Source organism: Desulforamulus profundi (assembly GCF_002607855.1).
In genome coordinates, this window is the sequence record NZ_AWQQ01000087.1 from 1 (window position 1) to 16,072 (window position 16,072).

The 16,072-nt window shown below is 50.0% G+C and carries 14 protein-coding genes, 3 pseudogenes and 1 riboswitch; of the genes and pseudogenes, 7 read left to right on the plus strand and 10 right to left on the minus strand.

The window, feature by feature from the left end:
- From P378_RS20145 to P378_RS21860, 6 genes and pseudogenes are all read left to right on the plus strand, one after another.
- Positions 1 to 215 (plus strand): annotated as a pseudogene (locus P378_RS20145) (IS1634 family transposase); the annotation flags it as partial.
- 98 nt (positions 216 to 313) lie between these two features.
- On the plus strand, positions 314 to 886 hold the full coding sequence (locus P378_RS12765) for a hypothetical protein (protein ID WP_099083520.1): 573 nt from the start codon (positions 314 to 316) through the stop codon (positions 884 to 886).
- A gap of 508 nt (positions 887 to 1,394) precedes the next feature.
- The gene (locus tag P378_RS21845; RefSeq protein WP_238473197.1) at positions 1,395 to 1,646 is read left to right on the plus strand and encodes a helix-turn-helix domain-containing protein; all 252 of its coding nucleotides are present in this window, start codon (positions 1,395 to 1,397) and stop codon (positions 1,644 to 1,646) included.
- A 271-nt stretch (positions 1,647 to 1,917) separates the two neighbouring features.
- Positions 1,918 to 2,763 (plus strand): transposase, encoded by an 846-nt coding sequence (locus P378_RS12775; RefSeq protein WP_207654039.1) that lies wholly within the window; start codon positions 1,918 to 1,920, stop codon positions 2,761 to 2,763.
- A gap of 382 nt (positions 2,764 to 3,145) precedes the next feature.
- Positions 3,146 to 4,051, plus strand: a complete 906-nt coding sequence (locus P378_RS21855) for a transposase (protein WP_238473198.1) — start codon at positions 3,146 to 3,148, stop codon at positions 4,049 to 4,051.
- Positions 4,048 to 4,602, plus strand: coding sequence for a transposase (locus P378_RS21860; RefSeq protein WP_238473199.1), 555 nt, complete (start codon positions 4,048 to 4,050; stop codon positions 4,600 to 4,602). The genes P378_RS21855 and P378_RS21860 overlap by 4 nt, the downstream gene beginning before the upstream one ends.
- On the opposite strand, the gene P378_RS12785 is transcribed toward P378_RS21860, so the two are convergent.
- From P378_RS12785 to rbr, 10 genes and pseudogenes are all read right to left on the minus strand, one after another.
- Positions 4,562 to 5,731, minus strand: coding sequence for a glycosyltransferase family 4 protein (locus P378_RS12785; protein WP_099083522.1), 1,170 nt, complete (start codon positions 5,729 to 5,731; stop codon positions 4,562 to 4,564). The two genes, P378_RS21860 and P378_RS12785, sit on opposite strands and share 41 nt — an antisense overlap.
- A gap of 167 nt (positions 5,732 to 5,898) precedes the next feature.
- On the minus strand, positions 5,899 to 6,087 hold the full coding sequence (locus P378_RS12790) for a ferredoxin (RefSeq protein ID WP_099083523.1): 189 nt from the start codon (positions 6,085 to 6,087) through the stop codon (positions 5,899 to 5,901).
- A 279-nt stretch (positions 6,088 to 6,366) separates the two neighbouring features.
- Entirely contained in the window at positions 6,367 to 6,501 is a 135-nt protein-coding gene (locus tag P378_RS23065) for a hypothetical protein (protein WP_274378721.1), read from the minus strand.
- 109 nt (positions 6,502 to 6,610) lie between these two features.
- Positions 6,611 to 6,874, minus strand: coding sequence for a hypothetical protein (locus tag P378_RS12795; protein ID WP_099083524.1), 264 nt, complete (start codon positions 6,872 to 6,874; stop codon positions 6,611 to 6,613).
- A 3-nt stretch (positions 6,875 to 6,877) separates the two neighbouring features.
- Positions 6,878 to 8,518, minus strand: a complete 1,641-nt coding sequence (locus tag P378_RS12800; RefSeq protein WP_099083525.1) for an ASKHA domain-containing protein — start codon at positions 8,516 to 8,518, stop codon at positions 6,878 to 6,880.
- A 23-nt stretch (positions 8,519 to 8,541) separates the two neighbouring features.
- Positions 8,542 to 10,940, minus strand: a pseudogene (locus tag P378_RS12805) (homocysteine S-methyltransferase family protein).
- Positions 10,930 to 11,622 (minus strand): Vitamin B12 dependent methionine synthase activation subunit, encoded by a 693-nt coding sequence (locus tag P378_RS12810; protein ID WP_143338487.1) that lies wholly within the window; start codon positions 11,620 to 11,622, stop codon positions 10,930 to 10,932. Before P378_RS12810 ends, P378_RS12805 begins: the two are co-directional and overlap by 11 nt.
- A gap of 68 nt (positions 11,623 to 11,690) precedes the next feature.
- Positions 11,691 to 11,796: riboswitch (SAM riboswitch) on the minus strand.
- Positions 11,797 to 11,846: 50 nt separating this feature from the next.
- The gene (locus P378_RS12815; RefSeq protein WP_099083527.1) at positions 11,847 to 13,121 is read right to left on the minus strand and encodes a BaiN/RdsA family NAD(P)/FAD-dependent oxidoreductase; all 1,275 of its coding nucleotides are present in this window, start codon (positions 13,119 to 13,121) and stop codon (positions 11,847 to 11,849) included.
- A gap of 125 nt (positions 13,122 to 13,246) precedes the next feature.
- Positions 13,247 to 14,346 (minus strand): annotated as a pseudogene (gene ychF, locus P378_RS12820) (redox-regulated ATPase YchF).
- Positions 14,347 to 14,555: 209 nt separating this feature from the next.
- Positions 14,556 to 15,089 carry a rubrerythrin gene (rbr, locus tag P378_RS12825; protein WP_099083528.1) on the minus strand — a complete coding sequence of 178 codons (534 nt, stop codon included), beginning with the start codon at positions 15,087 to 15,089 and terminating at the stop codon, positions 14,556 to 14,558.
- Positions 15,090 to 15,277: 188 nt separating this feature from the next.
- Between rbr and P378_RS12830 the strand changes: the two genes are divergently transcribed.
- Entirely contained in the window at positions 15,278 to 15,463 is a 186-nt protein-coding gene (locus P378_RS12830) for an asparagine synthase (RefSeq protein WP_099083529.1), read from the plus strand.
- Positions 15,464 to 16,072 lie beyond the last annotated feature (609 nt).

The following is a 16,072-nucleotide window of genomic DNA, read 5'->3' on the forward strand; positions in this document are numbered from 1 at the left end:
GTTTATTAAACCGTATTCTCAGTGATAATGGTATTAAAATCAGTATCAATAAAATGCTGTCAATGTTATCTAATATAAAACAGGTAATTACAATTTACCCCAAGAAAGGCAAGTCAAAAAAGGATCGAGAATGTTTTTCATTAACCAAATTAACGCCTGAGGAAAAAAGGGTTTTAGAGATTTTAGACATCAAAAAGTATGCCCTCGGGGGGTAATACGTTTCTATCCCCTGAAAGTCTTGTGGTTACTGGCTGAGGGGTTATTGTAATCGTTATTTCGTAAACTCACGCTAGACCTAAGGAGGGAATGAAACTTGAGCAAAAAACTAGTCTTACTGCTGGCACTGGTGATGTCCTTTAGTTTAGTGGCCTTTGGCTGCGGCGGGGGCAAGACTAAGATTGAGGTTAAAACCCCGGAGCAGGCGGCCAAGATGGAAGGAGACCCGGTACAAAACCTGGCTGTTAAAGAGAAGGAATGGCTCGGCCGGTTGGATGCCGTCCGTGGGGACATCAGCAAGTCTTATAGCGAATGGGAGCAGGGTAAAACCACCAAAGAGGACTTTATGAACCAATTGAAAAAGTCCAACGGTACCGTCAGGGGAATGAGCAAAGAATATGATCTACATATGGAGGCCAACCCCTTTCCCGCTGACAGGAAGAACGAAGAATTTTACAAAGACGGGTTAGCCTACGGGAATAAATTAAGGAAAACGGCCAATGATTTTATCTTTATGGCCACCGAAGGTATCTTGGACACCCAGACCAAAAAACTGAAACCCCTTACCGATGAGCAAATAAAGGGTTTATATCAGAACTATATGGTAAACAAATATGACGAATACCGGGCCAAGCTGGTTCCGGCGCTGGACAAGGTAAATAAGAAGTAACGGGCGTGGGTGCCATGGGTGCCAGGCACCTAACTTATTAACTTTCTGTGGGGTATCTACTTACCTGGTGTATAGCCTCCCGGTAGGCCCTCCCGCAGGAGTACGGCCCGCGCACTCTGGAAACGGAGTGCTCGAGGAAATCCCTGGCAAAAAACCGCTGCCATGGCGAACCAAAGGGACGGTCCCTCTGGTTTACCCAACCCTGGCCCTCTGCTCTCAGTTACTACGCTCGGAGTAGAGGGCCTAATTTTCCGTGAACTAAGAAAAAAATAAGGAGGGGGTAATGGGTGTCAGGCACTAAACTTATTAACTTATTGTAAATTGTGCTAAGTTGGGTATGGGTTGACAAAATGGAATAGGCTGGGAAATAAATCAACCACCCGGGCTTGCCCCAGATGGTTGAGTATCCACAGTGCTCCCCTTATAATGGTAATTGCTACATCAACATAATAAGGGGGAACTGCTGTGTATACTCATCCTACCGTAATTACGCTGCAGAAGGCAAGCAATGAAACTCGACCAGAGAAAAGTTTATACGCGCAGAGAAATAGCCGCCAAATGTCAGATGTCTCACACCACCTTTTACAAGTTTTTGGAAAGGTACAAGGAACAAGGCGAGAACGGATTGCACGATAAAGAACGTGTACCAGGTATCCGGCCTAATCAAACGCCGCCGGATATAGAAGAAGCTATCCTGCTATCCTGGCTTTTGTCCAGGAACACCCAGCTTATGGACCCAAAAGGATCAGCGCCGAACTGAGAAAATCAGAAAACGGCGGAATTAAAATCGGCGAAACCGCTGTATACGGGGTACTTAGACGCAATGGCCTCAATACCAGGCGAGAACGCCTTAAATGGATTGATTCCCTGCAACCTCCGCAGGAGAAAACAGCCTGGGAGCTGGACAAAGGGGCCAGCCAACACAGGCAGGGGTAATGGGTGTCAGGCACTAAACTTATTAACTTATTGTAAATTATAACACCTCCTGGTATAATTTGGCCGGGAGGTGTTTTTTGGGTAGAGATTTAAGGGTGGAACATCCCGGCACGGTTTATCATGTAATTCAAAGGGGAAATAACCGGGAATTTATATTTGACAAGTATGATGACAAGGCATTCTTGTTGGACAAGATTCGTTTCTATAAACAAAGGGTAGGGTTCACTTTATTCGGTTATGTGATAATGGGCAACCACTATCATTTGATTATTCAGATGCATCATAGCCCCCTGCAGAAGGTTATGCAAATGTTAAACAACTGCTACAGTAAATACTACAACTCGGTTCGTAAAAGAACAGGGCACGTTTTTGGGGGTAGGTATAAGGCCATCCCGGTTCAGGAAGATAGGTATATGTTAACGCTCCTGAGGTATGTTCACCAGAATCCTATTAGGGCCAATATTTGCAAACATCCTTGGGAATATTACTGGAGCAGTGACAACGCATATCGAAGAAGTATTAACGATCTAGTTGACGTAGATATTATGCTTAATTTTCTATCACCAAACCGTCGAAAGGCGGTAGAAAAATATGTGCAATTTATGAGTCTCGAGGAATCAGACGACTTTGAATCTTTAGACCTAATTGGTGACGAAAGTTATGCTCTGGCAGTTAAACCTAAGCGAGAGGTACTTCAACGAAAGAGGTTGGATGAAATTCTTATTGAAACCGGCCTTACCTTAGAGGAATTTAACCTGGTAAAAAGCGGTTCCAGGAAACGAAGCTTGACCTCATGCAAGGAAACATACGCCAAAGAAGCTTTAAAAAACGGTTATACGTTAAAGGAAATTGCCGGAAATATTTCCCTTACAGATGTGGCAATTCATAAACTGCTGCAGAAGGAAAGACATTCGGTATCGACTGATAATTTTGCTGATTAATTGTGAAGATATGTACAAATCTCTATTGTACTATTCCTGTTAGCCCTTGTTTTTAAAACCAATTCCATGGTTAAGATAGTAAAAATATTTATTGCCATAAATTACTAACCATTACTCGACTGAAAACTATCAATAACATTAACTTATAACATGGGTTAAAATAAAGGTGAAAAACATGAAAGCAATCAGAGACCCTGTACATAACATTATTCTATTCCAGGAGTTATGCACTTGATGGGAATAAATGGAAATTCATAACCCCAAAAAGTTTTTTTTAAAAAGACTCTGATAACTGGCAAAAAGACTTGACATTTCTGGAAGTCCCCCATAATCGCTTTGGATGGTACTTTCTACCATCACTCTGGTGATATGGGTGATACGAATGAAGGAACTATGTAAACCGACTTTCGAGAAAAAGGATCATGGTCAAGGTGCCGGAATACCGGTCCTTAAGTCAATCTGGGATTTGTTTGACCTGTCTCTGCTGTTTTCCCAGTCCGGAATACGCAAACACTCCGGGACTCCAGCCTGGCTTCTAGCTTTTGCCTACATTTGTGGTCTGGTTAATCATGCAAGTTCCGCAAATCAAAATGCTAAGTTTTCAACGGAAACACCATTTTTACAACAGCTACTTTCCGGAGGAATAATCTCCCAAAGTGCCTTTAGCCGGTTTCTTTCTAAACCCTTTCAGTGGCTCCGGTTCTCTTTGGGTAGACTTGCTAGGTTACAGGAAAACAACGATAGCCGATTGACCGACGGAGATATCATTGCCTTAGACGATACCAAAGTTGAACATCCTTACGGTAAAAAAATCCCCTTTCTCTGTTGGCTCTTTGACAGTTCGGATAAGCGCCATGTATGGTGCATTAATCTTGTGTCAACCCTGGCTGTCTTAAAAAATGGCCTCGAATATCCCATGCTGTGGCGCTTCTGGGTTAAAACCGACCAAGAGAATGAAAAACAAACCAAGCTCGATCTTGCTAAACAGATGCTCTCAGAGGTGCGTCAACTGAACAAGGCCAGACTCTGGGTTGCCATGGATCGATGGTTTCTATGTAAGAAGTTCCTGAACTGGCTTATGGATGAGAATTTTGACTGGGTTACCAAGGCCAAACGTAACACGGTGCTATTCAGGAAAATCTACGATCCTGTACTAGGAAAGGAACACTACATCAAGCTCAATCCAAAGCAACTACTGCGAGAAGTTTATCCCAGGGTTCGGGTTCTTGGAAGAGGTTCCGTCCTTAGTATTCCCGACATTTACATCAAAGTGCCTACGAGACCTTGACCCGTAAGGGAAAACCCATCACTAGGCAACGGTTTTTACCCATAGCTGCCATTGCAGCCACTTATGAGAAGCCAGCGGCTGAAAGCAGTGTGATTCTTCCAGAGGAAGAATGTCCGGCAACCTTCAAGGATGCGTACCTCTTGATAAGCAACCGAGTCGATGCACCGGAAGAAGCGGCCAGTGTCTATGCCAAACGGTGGAGAATAGAAGTTTTTTATCGCATGGTGAAACAGAATCTTGGATTAACTTCGTGCTATGCTCATTCTGAAACTGCCCATTTCGCACATGTGGAACTCTTGTTCACGGCGAAGACCCTTCTTTGTTACGCTACTTGGGAGTGCAATAAAGAAGGCGCCGAACAAGCCCCATCCCTCTGCGAAGTGGTAAGGTACTTTTTCAACGCCAGCTGTCGGATCAGCTGTTGCGAGCAGTTGATCCAAGTCTATTTTGACACGGCAACCGAGCGTTTTTCAAGGCTTATTGATAAATTTTGGCCGCAATCTTTAGAACTTAGGTTATGGATCTGGGAATATTATCCTGGAACTGCATAACTACTGTTAATAATTGATTGTATAATTGCTTGGTTTTTTCAACCATCATGCTGACAGTAAACTTTTCCTTAACATGTTTCTGACCGTTCGCTCCCATTCTGATCAAACGGTCCCTTTCCCCGATCAATCCGGCCAAAGCCACCGCGAGGGCTTCGGGATCCCTGGACGGCACCACCAGGCCTGTTTTTCCTTCCGCAATGGCTTCCGGGACGCCGCCAACCCTGGTGGCCACCACCGGTTTCCCCGCAGCCATCGCTTCCAAGATGGTCAACGGCAGACCTTCGGTGACCGAGGGCAGCACATAAATATCCAGAACGGACAGGATCTCCGCAATATTTTCCCGCTGCCCGGCAAAGATCACCCTGTTTTGCAGGCCCAACTCAGTGGCTTCCTGTTCCAGGGTTTCCCTGAGGGGGCCGTCCCCTACCACCAGGAAATTTACCTGGTACTCCTTGAGGAGAGAGGCTGCCTTGAGAAAGTAACTGACACCCTTTTGGGGGGCCAGGCGGGCAATGGTTCCAACCACCGGGCCCAATTCCGGAATGTTGAGGCTGCGTCTGACAGACTTGGCATCGACTTTGGCGGCAAACTTTTCTACCTCAATGCCGTTATAAATGGTGGTTAACTGTTTGGCAGGCAGGCCTTCCCGTTCCATTAATTCCTGTTTTAAGGCATCGGATACGGTAATAATTTTATCGGTGAACCGGGCCAAAAACCGTTCCACCGTTGCGAACAGTTTTTTCTTCCACTCCGGCCATTCTTCATAGAAGATACTGTTATGAGCCGTAAATATGACCACCGGTGTTCTGGCCATCAGGGCAGCCAAACGACCCACCAGGGCTCCTTTGGAACTATGGGCATGTAAAATGGTGGTGCCCGATTGATTGAGGTATTTAACTAAACTGTGTACCGCTGCATAATCCCTGGTTGGTGAAAGTTCTCCCACCAGGGGAATGGGGAACGTCTGAACTCTCAGGGCGGTAAGCTCGTCCCACAAAGCCGTATTGGGAGGACAGGCCACCGTTACGTCAAACCTTTTTTTATCCGTATATCGTACCAAATTAATCAGGTGGTTTTTCATACCCCCTGCGGCGGGTCTTACCACGTGCAATAGTTTTATTCTGGACAAACGGTTTCACCCCTGCAACTGTATATCTTTTCCAAAACTACCCATCTCTATGCATCAACCTTTATTCGCCACTTTCTACCGTTTCACCTGCCCATAAAAAACAAAAAGCAGTGACACCACCGCCATTATATGCAAAGGGCCGCCTAAAAAACTTGGCGGCCGGGTAATCAGCTGATTTTGATTGCTTCGGTGGGGCAGCCTTCGGTAGCTTCTCTGGCCTGGTCTTCCTGCCCGTCCGGCACTTCATCTACAATAGCATGGGCCTTTTCCTCATCGTTCCAATCAAAAACCTCCGGACAAACATCAATACAGGCACCGCAGCTAATGCAAAGGTCCTGGTCTACCACTGCTTTCATGGTGACACCTCCATTCAATTTAAACAACCTTATTTTGGCTGTCAATACCGGAAATTATGCCCGTTTTAGGAGAAAGTTAACCGTGAATTAATGCCGGCGGGCAGCGGGTGCAGGTGCGGTTGGTTGTTCAGAAAAAGCTGCTTGATGGCCGCACAACTCAAATATTTTTCTTGTTGTATGGGAATCTTAATGATTATGAGTTTATTTTTTCTAGCAAAATTTGTTTTTCTAGCAAAAATAGAAGAAGAACGGAAGCTCCGCTCTTCTTCAAGAGTGTTACTATCGGCAGTCAGTGGACATACTGCCGCAGCCGTCGGAAGCGGCGCTGCAGGTTTCAGGACACTCAGCGGCGCAATCGGAAGTTATTTCTTCCAATTTTTCCACAGCCCTGGCAGTCCGTTTTTCTTTCGCCATTGATGTAACACCTCCCGTAACATAGGTTATCCGAAACAGGGTCTTAAAAATCCTGGTATTATTACCCAATATTTCAAAAGATCTCTAAAAGATAAAAAGGACCGGATGATTATCTCCGGTCCTTTTTGCTCCCTTTATTTTTTAGCTTTTTATTATCCCGGCTTCCCGTCATGTATCTTACGATAATAAAGCCGGTTAACAGAGAGATGAAGGTTTTTATGAGCAGGTCCCTGGTCAAAACTGCCTTGGCATATTCAATATACCAAAGTCCGCCCACCTCTTTGGTTAATTCTATCTCTACCGTAAATGCCTGCAGGGCGGTTATGGTAAGAAAGATACCAAGAGCGTGGATGAAAAATTTCTTTTTATTCATGGCCTACACCCCGCACTCTTTGTCCGGAAAATTCAATTGATTGATAAAGACTTCCCGGTACCGTTCATCATTGGCCAACTCCAGGTGTCTGAAACGCCTGCTTAGGGCTTCCGCCCTTTCTCTGGCGGTAAAGGAAAGCAGCATCATAATGGCTCCCGATCCTGCAGCATTTCCCACCTGGTGGATCTTCGAACAGTCAACCTCCCCTAACAGGCCGATCCGTAAAGCATTGGCCGGGTTAAGATAATTGCCGAAGCCACCGGCCAGCGATAAGGCTTCCAGGGCAGCGGCCCCAAGGCCGGCCTCTGTTAAAACCACCTGAATACCGGCGGCAACCGCCGCCTTGGCCAGCTGAACTTCCCGAATATCCTTTTGGTCAAGGTAAACACCACCGGACAAAATAAACCGGTTATGGCCATGCTTTTGTTGAAGCCTCTGTTTAATTTTAAAAGAAATCACCGGCGGCAGTTCCGAGGACTTTACCAGGCGCCCGCTGCTGTCGATCATGTGCAGCCGGAGCATTTCCGCAATGGCATCCACCAAGCCGGAGCCGCAAATGCCCACCGGTTTACTGTCCCCAATGACCACCGGGTGAACGTCATAATCCATGGTGACTTTACTGATGGCCCCCGTCCCCGCAAGCATGCCGCAATGAATGTTGCCGCCCTCCAGGGCGGGCCCTGCCGGGGCCGAGGCGGCCAGCAGCTGCTCACCGGCCTGTAAGAGAATTTCTCCGTTGGTGCCTATATCCACCAGCAGTTGCGTAGTGGCGGACAGGCCAAACCCCTGGGCTAAAGCGGCAGCCAGGGCATCCGATCCCACGAAGCCGCCGATCAGGGGCGGCAAATAGCACACAGCCCCCTTAAGGGAAGTGAGTCCCAGTTCAGAAGCACTGCTGTAAAAGGGTCCCCTGGCCGCAGGCTGGAAAGGGGCGGCGGCCAGTCCCAGGACCGGCAGGTTTAATAACAGGTGGACCATGGGCGTGTTGCCCACAATAACAATTTCTCTAACCGAGCAGAGATTCACCCCGGCCTGCCGGCAGCAGTCAAGAAAAAGTTTGTCCAGGCTTTCCGCCAGGGCCTGCCACAGTTCCCTGTAATGCGCATCCCCCTTCAGGGCGTAGGCCAGGCGGGAGATCACATCCGCCCCGTAGGAGAGCTGCCCGTTTTCCCTGGAAGCAACCGCCAGGGGTTGCCCGTTGGTAAGGTCATAAAGATAACCCACCAGGGTTGTGGTGCCCAGGTCCACCGCCAGCCCCGGCAGAGGCCCTTCCGTATCAGCAAGGTTTTCCACAGGAATGCCGGCCCGGTGTTTGACCGCTCCGCGATCATCCAGGAAAACCGCCGGGTCCAGGTCAACCGGTTGGACCTGCCCTTTTTCCAGGATCAGCAAAGGGCTTCCCGGCAGTTCAACGGTCAGGGAGTTCGTTACGGTTGTTTGACAGGCCAAAACCCACTGCTGTGAATGGTCCCCCTGTGTGGACATCACTTTAACCAGGCATTTGCCGCAGCGGCCCGTCCCGCCGCAGGGGGCGGCCAGATTCAAGCCCGCCAGCCTGGCTGCCTCGAGAATGGTTATGCCCGGGGGCACTTCGACACTGCGAGGACCCGGGGCGAAGGTTATGGTAACTTTGTCGTAAGCCAATGGATCATCCCCGTACCGCTAGATTAACTCACCAGTTTCTTGGCTACACTTACCGCTTCAACCGCATCAACGGCATAGCCGTCGGCACCGATTTCCCTGGCATACTGGGCGGTGACCGCCGCTCCTCCCACCATGACTTTGCAGTTGAGCCCATGTTCTTTCACCATGTTGATCAATTCCGGCATGTGAACCATGGTGGTGGTCATTAAGGCGCTTAGGCCGATAATCTCCGCCCGGTGTTCCCTGGCTGCCTGAAGGATTGCTTCATTATCCACGTTTTTGCCCAGGTCAATGACTTCAAAACCATGGTTGGCCAGCATGACGGATACAATGTTTTTGCCTATATCATGAATGTCGCCCTTGACGGTGGCCAGCACGACGGTGCCGACCTTTTTCGAGGGTCCCTTGGCCAGTTCCGGGCGCAGCCGTTCAAAACTCCTGCCCATGGTCTCACCGGCCATCATTAACTGGGGTAGGAAATAAATCCCCGCTCCATACCGGCGGCCTACCTCTTCAATCCCCGGAATCAGAGCCTTATCCAGCAATTCCATAGGACTAAGCCCCTCCGCCAGGGCCGTTTCAATATAGGAGACAATATTATCTTTATCTCCGGAAAGCACCGCCTGGTAGAGAATCTCCAAGGGGGTGGCAGCCACCCGCTCCACTGGCCTGGGGGCTACCTGAACTCCCCCGGCTTGCTGCTCCTGGGCAATGTACTTTGCCGCCCGGATATCCCGGCCTGTCAGCACCGCCGAGGCCCGCAGGGTTTCCATCATGCGCTGCTCCTGGGGATTTAAAATAGCGGCATCCAGCCTGCGGCCAGGGCCATGGCAAAAAAGGCGGCATTGATCAGCCCCCGGTTGGGCAGGCCGAAGGATACGTTGCTGACCCCCAGGCTAGTGGTCAGACCAAGTTCCTTTTTCACCAGGCCAATGGCCCTAAGGGTTTCCGGCACCCCTTCGGGCTGGGCGCTGACGGTCAGCACCAGGCAGTCAATCATCAGGTCCTGCCTGGGGATGCCCAGGGCCTCGGCCCTCTCCACCAGCTTGCGGGCCACCGCCAGGCGCTCCTCCGCCGTGGGCGGGATACCCTCATCATCCAGGGTAAGGCCAATTAGGGCCGCCCCGTAGCGTTTGGCCAGGGGTAAGATGGTTTTCAGGCTTTTTTCCTCACCGTTCACCGAGTTGATAATGGCTTTTCCATGATAGAGTTTCAGCGCATGCTCGATAACCTTGGGATCGGTGCTGTCGATGCACAGGGGCGCATCCACCAGGACCTGGACCGCATGGACGGCCCGCTCCATGGCTGCCACCTGGTCGACGCCCCCGACCCCTACATTGACGTCCAAAATGGCTGCTCCGGCTTCCACCTGGGCCAGGGCATCCCGGCGGGTAATTTCCGTCTTGCCTTCTTTGATTTCTGCCTGCAGGGCCTTTTTACCGGTGGGGTTCAGCCGTTCCCCAATGGCCACCGGCATTCCCCGGGGTTCAATGGCAACGGTTTTCACCCGGCTGGCCACCCGGAGGCCGAATTGCTTGGACCGAACCCTGGGCGGCAATCCCTTGACACTTTGATAAATGGCCCCAATATGCTCCGGGGTTGTGCCGCAGCAGCCGCCCAGGATGGAAGCGCCATATTCCACAAAACGTGCGGCGTAGTCTGCCATAGCCGACGGCGTTTCCCGGAAGACCGTGCGGCCGTCCACCATTTCCGGCATGCCGGCATTGGGGGAGACCAAAACGGGCAGGTTGGTGCTTTGGGTGAGGCCTTGTACCACTTGCACCAGCTCACCGGGACCCACCGAGCAGTTGACGCCGATGGCTGTCACGCCCAACCGCTCCGCCACCACTGCCGCGGTTTCAGGATCGGTCCCCGTGAAGGTACGGCCGGTTTCATCAAAGGTAAAGCTGGCCACCACCGGCACATCGCCGGCATCCGCCGCCGCAATAAGGGCCGCCCGCATTTCACCGATATCACCAAAGGTCTCAAAGAGGATGAGATCAACCCCCGCTTCCACCAGGGCGCAGCATTGTTCGAAAAATTGCCCGTAGGCCTCGTCAAAGGTCATGGAACCAAGGGGCTGCAGAAACTTACCCAGCGGCCCCACCGACCCCGCCACCAGTCCTCTGTAGGGACGGGCCGCTTCTTTGGCCAAACGAACCGCCGCCAGGTTGATCTCCCTGACCCGGTCACCCAGGCCGTAATCCGCCAATTTTAATTGAATGGCGCCGAATGTATTGGTGGTAATAATGTCCGCACCGGCCTCCAAGTACAGTTTATGAACTTCTTTCACGGATTCCGGATGGCTCAGATTCCATTCCTCCGGGCACCAGCCCGCAGGCAAGCCCCTCTGCTGCAGCAAAGTTCCCATGGCCCCGTCGATGACCAGTATTTCGTTCTTTACCCTTTCCCTAAAAGACAACTCCATTCTCTCCTTCCGTCCTGACTGCCCGATATGGACAATTCCCTTGCTGGCAAAAGTTACACTTTTCCGTATCCTTCTGCTGTACCGGGCTCCATCCCACTGCAAAACAAAGGGATTTCACCGGGTTCATTTGAAAATACTCGTTGCAGGTAACAGAAATTTGTTCGCTATCTGCCAGCCGCAGGAACAGCGGTAAACAGTCCATTTTTACACCCCGGTAGCCCGGTCCAAGCCTGGGCGTAGGGTAGAGCCCCTTGACTTTTTGCTGCCCGGACAAAAGCTTAATAACCTGGTTGGCTGCCTCCTCCGCGGCCACCGTTCCCACGGCATCAAGGATCACGGCACGGGTGGCCTGGCCCGTTTGAAACAATTGCTCAACCTCTCTGTCAATAGTTTCTCCAACCGTGACCGCTGCCACACTGACAGCGGTACAACCTTTTAATGTTTTGTTCAACTCCGGCAGGTCAAAAGCAACTCCCCCCAGAGACAGGCGTTCACCTTCCAGGACAACCGGCACCTGGGCCAGGGTCGCGGCAGGATGACACAAGGATTTCCCCAGGAGGATCATTTGATTAATTTGATCCTGCAGGTCCGGGTGCACCCTTTGCTTCTCTGTTGTTCCCAGGCTTCTAAGGACCTGCCGGTATGAAATTTCTACAGGAACCCGAGGCAGCAGCATGAATACCTCCCGGTGCTTAAAATAAAAACGCCCAATAAGGGCGTAGGTGGTTAAAAAACTCCGGCGCACCCTTATCTCTCAGGAACTCTTTCCTGCAGGAGTTGGCACCGCCGCCATCACTTGGCCGGTTGCCGGGCTTCATTGGGCCAGTCCCTCCACCACTCTTGATAAGTTATCGCAGCAATTTTATATTAATGGTAATGTACAACAAAGAAGCTCTTTCGTCAAGAGTCTCCCTTGACGAAGGCGGCAGCAGACTCGCCCGCCAGAAATCCAGTGCTGAAAGCCACCTGCATGTTAAACCCGCCGGTGTGCGCATCCACATCCAACACTTCGCCCGCGAAAAAGAGTCCTTTAACAATCTTGGAGCCCATTGTCCGCGGGTCGACCTCCTTGCTGTTGATGCCACCGCCTGTGACCGTGGCTTCTTCAATGGGCCTGGTACCCGTTATTTGAACGGGCAGACCCTTCATCAAAGCAGCCAAATCCTGAAGGGCTTTTTTATTGAGTTGAACCGCAGGCGCCTCCGGACGGATGCCGGCCAGTGTCACCAGCACCCTGGTCATACGTTCCGGCAGCAGGTCGGCCAAAAGGTTTTTCACGGACCGCCGGTCCCCGGCCTGTACCTTTTTAGCAAGGTCGTGTTCCAGGTCCTCCCGGGGTTGCCCGGGGAGCAAGTCAATTGCCCCTTTCAGGGCAGCCGCAGGCACCTTTTGCCGCTCCAGGGCAACCGTGCGCCCCACCCGCAGGACCCCGGGACCCGACAGGCCCCAATGGGTGAAGATGACATCCCCCGCTTCTGCGGCGATCACTTTACCCCTCTGGTTATAAACGCTGACCGTAACGCCGGGCAGAGAGACTCCCTGCACCTCCCGGTTGATAATCCAGGGGTCGTTACAGGTGACGGCCACCGCCGAGGGAAAAAGCCTGGTGATGCTGTGCCCCACTTCTTTGGCCATTTTATACCCCTCACCGGTACTACCGGTCCTGGGGTAAGACATTCCCCCGGTGGCCACCACCACCGCCCCGGCCAGGCATTTTTTATCACCGGCCCTTACGCCGAGGCAGCGGTTGTCCTGCACCAGCAGCGCGTCCACCCGGGTCTGGTACCGGACTGTCACTGCCATTTGCTGCAGGTGTTTTCCCAGCGCCTGTACCACATCGCTCGCCCGGTCACTGGCCGGAAAGACGCGGCCCCTTTCCTCCACCTTGGTCGGAATGCCCAGTTGGTGCAGAAAAGACCGTAAATCCTGCCCGGAAAACCGGTGCAAGGCACCGTAAACAAACTTCCCGTTGCCGGGTATGTTGGCGATCATTTCATGGATACCGGCATCGTTGGTCAGGTTGCAGCGCCCCCCGCCAGTGATTAACATTTTTCTTCCCAGTGCTTCGTTTTTATCCAGCAGCAGAACCTGCACCCCCCGGGCCGCTGCCCTGGCGGCTGCCATCATGCCCGCAGGGCCGCCCCCTATTACTATAACATCATAGCGATTATTCATTTTTATGCATCCCTACTATCATCTGCCAACTACAAACAATCCCTGCTATATTTTCACACCGCCAGGGTGCCGGTTGTGAATTCAACACAGATGTTGAATTCAACAACCGGCACCTGGAAACAACCTTACACGTTAAATCTGAAGTTAATAATGTCGCCGTCCTTCACGATGTATTCCTTGCCTTCCAGGCGGAATAAACCCTTTTCTTTGGCCTTGGCCATGGAACCGGCTGCCACCAGGTCGTCAAAGGCTACCACCTCGGCCCGGATAAAACCGCGTTCGATGTCGGAGTGAATCTTGCCCGCTGCCTTTTTGGCGTCGGTGTTGCGCTTGATGGTCCAGGCCCGGACCTCGTCTTCACCGGCGGTCAGGAAGGAAATCAGGCCCAGGTAATTGTAAACGGCCCTGGCCAGGCGGTCGATCCCCGGCTCGGTAATCCCCAGGTCCTCCATAAACAGTTGCCGGTCCTCTTCCGGCAGCTGGCTGATTTCCATTTCCATACGGCCGCAAATTTCGATAACCGCAATTCCTTTGGCGGCGGCGTACTTTTCAACCTCTTCTTTGCCGGGATAGCTTCCCTCCCGGAACTGGTCTTCGTCGATATTAATCACCAGCATCATGGGTTTTTCGGTTAAAAAGGCATAGTTTCTCAGGGTCAGTTTTTCCTCATCCGAGAGGCCCAGCTGGCTGATAAGAGATTCCTCTTCCAGGGCTGCCAGGCATTTTTTTAATACTTCCAGCTCAAAGGCATTTTCTTTGGTCACTTTTTTGCCGGACTGAATTCTTTCTATCCTTTTTTCTACCAGATCCATATCTGCCAGCAAAACTTCCACGGCAATGGTTTCGATATCCCGCAGGGGGTTAATGTCGTCCTCCACATGGGGGACATCGGGGTTTTTGAAGGCCCTTACCACATGCACCAGCAAGTCAGCATTGCGGATGGCGCTTAAAAATTGGTTGCCGACGCCTTTCCCTTCGCTGGCCCCCCGGACCAGGCCGGGGACTTCACTGAACTGGATTTGCGCGTAGGTGGTTTTACGGGGTTTATACATGTCGGCCAAAAAGTCTATCCTTTTATCCGGTACTTTGGCGGAAGCGGTAATGGTTTCAGTTTTGCCGCTCAAGAAATTGGAGGTTTCTTGATTGGAATTTGTCAATAAATTAAAAATTGTGGTTTTTCCCACCATGGCAGCCCAATAATACCACTTGTCAGGTTTGTTGACACGATTTGATCACCTCTGTTATTTCGTTACGAAAGGATTTTATCATATATGGCTGTGCTTTACCACTCCGCAATAAAAAAGGGTACGGAGGGGAATCTAAACCGGACAAATGATGGTCTAAAAAATGGCGACCGTTTGCATCCTGCCTGCGGGCGTCACAGAGAAAGACAAAACCCTGTACCCGACCTGGTACAGGGTTTGGCAATTTCCTTTAGTAATTCTCACAATGCAGTTCGTAATGGGCTTGGGCGTGGGCACAGGCTGGGCAGATCTCAGGAGCTTCTGTTCCTTTGTGTACATAGCCACAGTTGCGGCACTTCCACTTTACCTCTTCATCCCGTTTAAATACTTTGCCCTCTTCGATGTTCTTGAGCAGGGCCAGGTAGCGCTTTTCATGTTCTTCTTCCACTTCACCGATTTCCCGGAATACGTCGGCAATTTCATTAAAACCTTCTTCCCGGGCTACTTTTTCAAATTCTTTGTACATACTGGTATATTCGTAATTTTCTCCGGCAGCTGCCTCTTTGAGATGGGTCTTGGTATCAGTGATGCCGTTTAAGAATTTAAAGAGTCTTTTGGCATGTTCCTTTTCATTGTCGGCAGTTTCCAGAAAAATAGCGGCAATTTGCTCATACCCTTCTTTCTTGGCTACACTGGCCCAGTAAGTGTATTTATTGCGTGCTTGGCTCTCCCCTGCAAAAGCTGCCTTTAAATTTTCTTCAGTTTTGGTTCCTTTCAAAGTCATGTTAATCCTCCTTTATAACTTTTATACTAGTAATCTTTAGTCCAGAATTCTCTGGTCAATCCTATATTTCCTTTAATTTTATGTGGATTTAAGGATTTGTTAATTGTTTTGTTATGTTTTATCAGGAGGAATTAAAAAAGATGCTGAGTGAATAATAAAATCAGACTCTTCGAAAAGGGGGAATTAAAATGACAGTACGCGAAGGTATGATACCCACTGTTTTAGGTACTGCCGTAACCGCCGCAGGACTTGCGATCCGTGCTGTTAATCCCGTTCTAGGAGCGGGCGTACTCGGCTTTGGCCTGGCCCACATTGTGTTGGGCGCCATCGACCTGGTTGAACATGAACCCCGGAACATGCGAGAAGAGTTCTAGTGTAATGGGAAGAGGAACATCCTCTTCCCATTGCCTCTAGCTGCTTTTAGGGCTGAAATGCGAACCTTTGCTTACGTTATCTTTATTTAAAATGTAATGTTGTATTTGTCAACATAAAAGATACTCGATAAATGTTATTGTTGTATCATTCTCTGGTTGGATCCAGGACATCAGGTCGGGTTTCAGGCCGTTGGAAATCATCTGCGACAAAGGTTTTTCCACAGGGCCTGTAACAAACTGAGTATTGGACAGACCGTTTAACTTGGAATTACCGGAACAATTTGAGAATGGCTACCCTAATTATTCCGTAAAAAAGGTATTCTAATTTGAGAAACCAGCCGATTTAATTTAAGAATTGGCATTATACCTTACCCCCTACTACTGGCTTCCAAATCGCCTTTGCCTCTTTAATTTCTTCTTAAAAATGTCAATAACAGTAGTTATGCACTTAAAGGAAATAGTTGGTAGTAAGAAAATTAAAAACTCTTTGCATAGATACCACCGATCCATTGCGATCCATAAACGGCAAGTAACCGACTTCCTTTGCGATTATGGGGCCAATCTTGATTTATCAAGGGGTTTATGAGATTTTCTGTAATGATAAAAAAT